Origin of the sequence: Providencia sp. PROV129 (genome assembly GCF_028482245.1) — a bacterium.
GTDB lineage: Bacteria > Pseudomonadota > Gammaproteobacteria > Enterobacterales > Enterobacteriaceae > Providencia > Providencia vermicola.
Map to the genome: position 1 here is coordinate 247,327 of NZ_JAMPQD010000015.1, position 7,503 is coordinate 254,829.

The 7,503-nt window shown below is 42.3% G+C and carries 6 protein-coding genes and 1 tRNA gene; 4 read left to right on the forward strand and 3 right to left on the reverse strand.

Annotated elements, in window-relative coordinates; genetic code table 11:
- Positions 1-260 precede the first annotated feature (260 nt).
- Positions 261-345, reverse strand: a tRNA-Leu gene (locus PSF27_RS11925).
- A gap of 417 nt (positions 346-762) precedes the next feature.
- Between PSF27_RS11925 and ampH the strand changes: the two genes are divergently transcribed.
- The 3 genes from ampH to PSF27_RS11940 all read left to right on the forward strand — a co-directional run bounded on the left by ampH (position 763) and on the right by PSF27_RS11940 (position 3,237).
- On the forward strand, positions 763-1,986 hold the full coding sequence (ampH, locus tag PSF27_RS11930) for a D-alanyl-D-alanine-carboxypeptidase/endopeptidase AmpH (protein WP_272681524.1): 1,224 nt from the start codon (positions 763-765) through the stop codon (positions 1,984-1,986).
- A 202-nt stretch (positions 1,987-2,188) separates the two neighbouring features.
- Complete coding sequence (locus PSF27_RS11935) at positions 2,189-2,629, forward strand: hypothetical protein (RefSeq protein ID WP_272681525.1); 441 nt, start codon at positions 2,189-2,191, stop codon at positions 2,627-2,629.
- A 236-nt stretch (positions 2,630-2,865) separates the two neighbouring features.
- Positions 2,866-3,237: a hypothetical protein gene (locus PSF27_RS11940; RefSeq protein WP_272681526.1), complete on the forward strand. Its 372-nt coding sequence runs from the start codon at positions 2,866-2,868 to the stop codon at positions 3,235-3,237.
- A gap of 56 nt (positions 3,238-3,293) precedes the next feature.
- Here PSF27_RS11940 and lptG read toward each other — a convergent pair whose 3' ends face one another.
- Together lptG and lptF are read right to left on the reverse strand one after the other, a co-directional pair.
- Positions 3,294-4,370 carry an LPS export ABC transporter permease LptG gene (gene lptG, locus PSF27_RS11945; protein ID WP_272681527.1) on the reverse strand — a complete coding sequence of 359 codons (1,077 nt, stop codon included), beginning with the start codon at positions 4,368-4,370 and terminating at the stop codon, positions 3,294-3,296.
- On the reverse strand, positions 4,370-5,467 hold the full coding sequence (lptF, locus tag PSF27_RS11950; protein WP_272539523.1) for an LPS export ABC transporter permease LptF: 1,098 nt from the start codon (positions 5,465-5,467) through the stop codon (positions 4,370-4,372). Before lptF ends, lptG begins: the two co-directional genes overlap by 1 nt.
- A gap of 339 nt (positions 5,468-5,806) precedes the next feature.
- Between lptF and pepA the strand changes: the two genes are divergently transcribed.
- Positions 5,807-7,318 (forward strand): leucyl aminopeptidase, encoded by a 1,512-nt coding sequence (gene pepA / locus PSF27_RS11955; RefSeq protein WP_206083278.1) that lies wholly within the window; start codon positions 5,807-5,809, stop codon positions 7,316-7,318.
- Positions 7,319-7,503 lie beyond the last annotated feature (185 nt).

Consider the following 7,503-nt stretch of genomic DNA (forward strand, 5'->3'; position numbering starts at 1 on the left):
TTTTGATAGCATAGTATACCTTTATTTTGATTATTCCAACATTAGTTCTTAACGAGGGAGTCATTATGTCAAGTGCTATTATCGACACCATCAACAATTTGATTTATCAATCTTTTTACTAACTGTTGTTAAGCGAAATACACTAACGATGTGGGTTGACCTTAGTATACTTGGGAAGACTGAAAAGTGGGGAAAAGCCTTGTAAACTTAAGATTTCAGATACAAAAAAAGACGTCGGTTGACGTCTCTTGATGTTCTTATGGTGCCGAAGGCCGGACTCGAACCGGCACACCCGAAGGCGGTTGATTTTGAATCAACTGCGTCTACCAATTCCGCCACTCCGGCACTGAAGTGATGTGTTTCTTGGAAAACGCTGCCATTATACTTGCCTTGTGTCTACTGGCAACACTTATTCGTGCAAGGAGCGATTGTTCGATTAAAAATAAAGCATATTGAACAATAATATCGTGTGCGAGTAGGAAAGCTTCTTTTGTTTATATATTCATTTATGGGTATGTTAGTTTTTTGCTAATTATTTTTATCGTATCCATGCTTGGGTGGCTAGCGATAGCCTATTATTTTTGTTAGTTTAACCGCAATCTAGTGCAATGTTGAAAGGCTTTATCATGGGTTTTGTTGGGTGGATAGCAACAGGTATCTTTATTGGCATCTTAATTGGTGTGGTGATGAAGATTTTCGCTAAGAAAAAATAAGATTGGCTGAAAAGCCACTTACAAACAATCATATCGGCTGGCTCCAAACATGAAGAAATCATTTCTAAAAATTCTGTCTGTATCTGCGTTGTCCCTTGCTTTAATGGCATGTTCAACCAAGACAGAGAAAACACCTAAGTTTTTGCAAGGTAATGATGTTGAATCCTCAGATTGGCAGGTTTTTGAGGGAGATAGAAGGACTTACGAGCGCGTCGCTAAGATTGTCGATTTATATGCTAATCGTATTTTTAATGAAAGTGATGCGCGAGGTATGGCGATTATTGTTATCGATAATAACCAAACGTTATCTCGTTATTATGGGGAAACTGCACCGGGTAATGGAAAAAAACCCGGCCCAAATTCATTAATTCGCATAGCATCAATTACAAAATTAATGACAAGCGAAATATTAATTAAGCTTGAACAAGACAAAAAACTGCTAATTACAGATCCACTACAACAGTATGCTTATCAAGGTGTTACCGTGCCTGATAACGCCAGTGGGCAGCCAATTCGCTTATATCATCTTGCTAGCCACACCAGTGGTTTGCCGCGTGAACAACCTGGTGGAAAATGGGGTCGCCCTGTGTTTATTTGGCCGACACAAGATAACCGCTGGACATGGCTAAAAACAGGCAAGTTAGATGCAACACCAGGAACAGAAGCCTCCTATTCCAACCTTGCTTACGACTTATTAGCTGACGCGATGATAAAAGCCACTGGACAGCTATACCCGCAATTATTTAGCCACTATGTCACCTCACCTGCAAAAATGACAGAAACCACCTATACCCCAAGTAATGCGCAATGCGCCCGTTTAATGGAAGGGACTAAACCAAGTCCTTGTCATAACACCCTTGCGGCGGCTGGCAGTGGCGGTGTGTACTCAACCCCTGCGGATATGCAAAAGTGGATGCAACAGTTTTTATCCACTGATACTAACCTGCGTAAAGCTACAGCTGCGCGAGAACAGGGTATTTATTTCCCTCGTGAAAAGCTGTTAGAAATTAAAGGAATGGATGTTGCGGGTCATGCTGATGGGTTAGGCCTTGGTTGGGTGTATATGAAACCGAAAAATGGCATTCCTGGCATTTACCAAAAAACAGGTGGTGGTGGTGGGTTTAATACCTATATGGCGATGATTCCACAACAAAATATTGGGGTATTTGTGGTGATGACGCGCAAGGATAGCAGCAAATTTAGTAAGTTAACTATTGGCGTCAATGACCTGGTCGCATCCCTCTCATCTAACCATGCGTATGGAAAACATTGAAAGGGTACCGTCGACGCTTTAAAAGCAATGGCGAGCTATACCCCTACCCTAAAACGCGGATTTACCCGAGTTATCACATTAATTGCAACAACAGCCTGAATATTCAGGCTGTTTTTAATAATTTTTCTATTTATTTTTAAAATCAATTTTTTCAAGTTCTCGATAATCTTTTAGGCTATTAATTCATACATTGAGAACTAAAATGAAAACTAAAAATAATGTAGCTTCCTCTGATTGTCACACTGCACAACATGACAAGATAAGCCAAGTTGAGCTCAATCACATCTTAAATAACATTAAAAATCATCGTATTCAAAATCAAAAAAATATAGGAAATAGTTGTGTTAGCACCCAATTAATTCACAAGTATTCGGATGTTATAGAGCTCAAAGAGTATAGAAATGAAGAAAGAAGAATTTATCGAGATGAGTGCAATGCTGCCTTCAAATTTACTCGAGATAACTGTATGAAAGGTAGTTTTTTTTCCCTTGCTCAGCAGTTAGCAAATCAAAGTGGTGAAAATATTTTGGCAATGGATGATAAACTCAACAGCACCTTTTCCAAAAAAAAATTATTTAGGCCACAACCGCCATTTATCGCCTTTATCAGCGCGCTAGGTTATACCCTGTTTGGTCGAGCATAAAGCACCACTCCCAAATATAAAAGCTAAATGACGTGTAGATTATGCTGTTGCTCGAAAACCTAGACAGCCTATTTTATCAGGTGGCTATTCCATCCTTGGTATCACTTTATACAATTTTCCCTTCTGATTAAAAGCTATTCTTATTTTCTCTCTATCTCGTAAATATAGGAATGAAGATGAATATAGCTTCGCTTTTCTCGCATTTTATACGACGTCCCTGCACGATTGGGCGGGGTATGGATTCAGAATTAAATCAACAATTGCGTAAAATTCATAATCACTTAGTAATTCTTTCTATCCGTCAAGAAACAGAAAAAACAAAAAAATATAATCAACCAACATATAACCTCCCCCACAAAGCACGGAATGAACTCATAAAAAAAGAATGGGCGAATGCCTACCAACTTCGCCAATCATACACCGCAAATGGCGGCAGATTTTCTTATGCCCAGTATCTAGCCAATAAGAGTCGATGCAATATTATTGGCGTTAAAGGTGAATATATTGCTGCATTAGAAGGAAATAAGCGGCAATACTTTATTTTTCGCCCTCAAAATAAACCGTTGGGAATTCTCAGTAATTTGGGTAATTTTTTACTCGCTAAATGATACAAAAAAGGCTGTGATATTCGAATATCACAGCCCCTTAATTGCCAGTAAAACGATTATTTTCGTTTGACTAACAACACAATACTCACTATCAAGAACAGGATGCTTGGCAATGCAGCTGCAATTATCGGAGGTACTGAATAAACTAAGCTCCAGTTACCAAACCCTTGGTTTAAAACATAAAATAAGAAACCGCCGACAATCCCCGATACGACTCGCACACCCATGGGTACGGTACGTAATGGCCCAAAAATAAAGGAGACCGCCATTAACATCATGACCGCCGCAGATAACGGAGCTAAGATTTTTTTCCACAAACTCAGCTCATATACCGCCGCCACTTGGCCGCTCTCTTTAAGGTATGAGACGTATTGATACAGTCCGCGGATTGATAACGAATCCGCATTCAGAGAGACAATTCCCAGTTTTTCAGGGGTCAGATTCGTTTTCCAATCAACACTAAGTCGTTGTGAACCTGTGATTTTTTTCTCACTGCTTAAAATTGACTCATCCACTTGAGATAACACCCACTGCTGATTAGCGGTATCATACTCACCACTTGAAGCAAACATCACCGATTTTAATTTTTGTTGTTCATCAAAGCGATAAACAGAGATGTCTTGGATCGATGTTGAATTGTTAATGCGCTGAATATGGATGAAGTCACGACCATCTTTCGCCCACATTCCTTCATCTGTCACGACTAACGAGTTACCGACAATTTTTTCTGCACGGTAATTTCGCGCCCATTGCTCACCCGCGGGCGCAACCCACTCGCCAATAAACATCGCGACAATCACCAGAGGAATAGCCGTTTTCATGACAGACAAGGCGATTTGCAAGCGTGTAAAACCAGAGGCTTGCATAACGACTAATTCACTACGCGAGGCCAATGCGCCAAGTCCCATTAAAGCACCTAGTAACGCAGCCATCGGAAAGAAAATGTCGATGTCTTTTGGTACGGTCAAGAGGGTGAACACCCCTGCACTCAACGCAGTGTAATCACCATCACCGACTTTGCGAAGCTGCTCGACAAATTTAATGATCCCAGACAGCGAAACCAATAAAAATAGCGTCACCAAAATGGAATTTAGGATGGTTCGCCCGATATATCTATCTAAAACTCCAAACATCAAGCTGCCCCTTTACTCAATTTAAGACGCATACGGCGCATTGGGACTGTGTTCCACGCATTGAGGATCACCGCCAAGACCAAGTAGCCTAAATTCACCGCCCACATAGTATAACGCGGGTCAATATCACCCTTATCTGCACTATTACGTAAGGTACTTTGCAGCAAGAAGAAAATTAAATACAGCAACATTGCAGGCAACATACTGAGCACGCGCCCTTGACGCGGGTTCACTTCACTTAATGGCACCACCATCAAGGCCATGACCACCACAGAGAAAACAATCGTCAAGCGCCAGTGAAACTCTGCATTGACTTCTGGGGTATTTTCCTCCCACAGTTGCAGCATATTTTTTTGCTCAACACGGTCATTACGTGTTTCACCTGATTGATGATCCACAATTGCTTGATAATTCACAAAATCTGTAATACGAAAATCTCGCAGCAATGCCGTTCCTTCGTAGCGAGTTCCTTCATTAAGAACAACCACTTGGCGACCGTCTGGATCTTCTTTCATATAGCCGCTATCTGCCACGACAACTGAAGGGCGCTGTTCGTTCGCCGCACGTAACTGGGCGAGGAAAACATTTTTAAAGTTGCTTCCTTTAACATCACCAATATACAGCACATAGTTGCCATCTTTTGTGGTTTTAAATTGCCCTTCCACCATTGCCGCAAGCCCTGGATTTGCTTTTGCATCCGCAAGCACTTGTTCTTGATATTGCGATGACCATGGCAACATCCATGTAATATTGGCAATCGCGACCATGGCGGTGATCGCGGCAAGAACTAACGCGGCTTTAATTAACACACTTTTGCCCAAGCCACAGGCATGCATCACCGTAATTTCGCTTTCAGTGTAAAGTTTACTGTATGTCATCAATAGCCCAAGAAATAGGCTTAAAGGCAAGATAAGCTGCGCCATTTCAGGCACACCTAACCCCAACAAAGGAAGTACTAAGTTTGAGGGAATATTGCCCTGAACAGCTGCGCCCAGAATGTCTATCGACTTCTGGCTAAAAAAGATTAGCATCAATACAAAAAGTATGGCTAACTGACTTTTCAGGGTTTCCCGTACCAAATATCTAATAATGATCACGCTTATTACGCCTGTGAAAACTTGTCTTTTGGGAAGAAAATGGCTAAGTTCGTTAAATGTCTGCCATTTACTAACATATACTCTGGTTTATTGTATGGCTAGAATGATATAAAAGCATTCTCTATACTGATTGAAATATCAGAACATGCTTAATATTCGTGAAACCAGATATACTTGCCATACTTCACGTTGTTTCGCGATAAACAGCATACAACGTGAGTTATTTCGCGTATAGATGGTTAGTTTAACATAAAGAGTTTATTCTCTATGAGGTAGATCATGCGAAACGCTAATTTTAGCGGGAGCATCGGCCTTTGTCTTTAAGATTCAGGAGAACGCATGGAGTTTAGTGTAAAAAGTGGTAGCCCGGAGAAACAACGCAGCGCATGTATCGTTGTCGGTGTCTTTGAACCACGCCGTCTGTCCCCAATTGCTGAACAGTTGGACAAAATCAGTGACGGATATATCAGCGCCCTGCTGCGCCGTGGCGAACTTGAAGGTAAAGTAGGTCAATCCCTGCTACTCCATCATGTGCCTAACGTTCTGTCTGAACGCATTCTACTTATCGGTTGCGGTAAAGAACGCGAGTTAGACGAGCGCCAATTTAAACAAATTATTCAGAAAACAATTAGTACTCTGAATGAAACAGGCTCAATGGAAGCTGTGTGCTTCCTAACTGAATTACATGTAAAAGGCCGCAATAACTACTGGAAAGTCCGTCAAGCCGTCGAAACTGCAAAAGAATCGCTGTATGTGTTTGATCAACTGAAAAGTAATAAAACAGAACATCGCCGTCCACTGCGTAAATTGGTGTTTAATGTACCAACTCGCCGTGAACTGACCAGCGGTGAGCGTGCAATTTCTCACGGTCTGGCTATCGCCTCGGGTGTTAAAGCCGCTAAAGACTTGAGCAATATGCCGCCAAACATCTGTAATGCGGGTTATTTAGCGTCTCAAGCACGCCAATTAGCAGACCTTTCAGACAGCAAACTGACCACTCGCGTGATCGGTGAAGAACAAATGAAAGAATTGGGTATGAATGCCTATCTCGCAGTGGGTCAAGGTTCACAGAATGAATCCCTGATGTCCATCATGGAGTATAAAGGCAATCCAGACCCAGAGAGCAAACCAATCGTTCTGTTAGGCAAAGGCTTAACCTTTGACTCAGGCGGTATTTCAATCAAACCTGCCGATGGCATGGATGAAATGAAATACGATATGTGTGGTGCCGCATCTGTTTACGGTGTGATGCGCTTCATCACTGAGTTACAGTTGCCTATCAACGTGATTGGGGTACTGGCTGGCTGTGAAAACATGCCAGGTGGCCGTGCTTATCGCCCTGGTGATATTCTCACAACCATGTCAGGCCAAACGGTTGAGGTGTTAAATACCGATGCGGAAGGTCGTTTAGTGTTATGTGATGCGCTGACCTACGTTGAGCGTTTTGACCCAGAATTGGTTATCGATATCGCAACCCTAACAGGTGCGTGTGTGATTGCTTTAGGTAGCCACTACACCGGTTTGATGTCGAATCATAATCCTCTGGCGCATGAGCTGTTAAATGCCTCTGAGCAAGCAGGTGACAGAGCATGGCGCTTACCGTTAGCGGATGAGTATTTTGACCAAATCACGCCGAACTTTGCGGATTTAGCGAATACGGGTGGGCGTCCGGCGGGTGCGATCACTGCGGGCTGCTTCCTGTCTCGTTTTGCGACCAAATATAACTGGGCGCACCTCGATATCGCAGGAACAGCATGGCGTTCAGGCGCAGCGAAAGGGGCAACAGGTCGCCCTGTTTCCATGTTAGCGCAGTTCTTATTGAACCGTGCTGGCTTAAATGGTGACGAATAATCCCGTTTAGGTGAAATCGCTGTACTTCGTCCATAAAAATATCCCGATGAGCAATAGCGATTCGGGATATTGTTTTTTTGGTTTTCGCTACACGCATAAAGCCATTTTGAGGCAGCCACAAAAAAGGATATAATTCAGCATAGATATCATCTTGCGCTAGGCGACTTAAAAAGTGTCGCCAACAT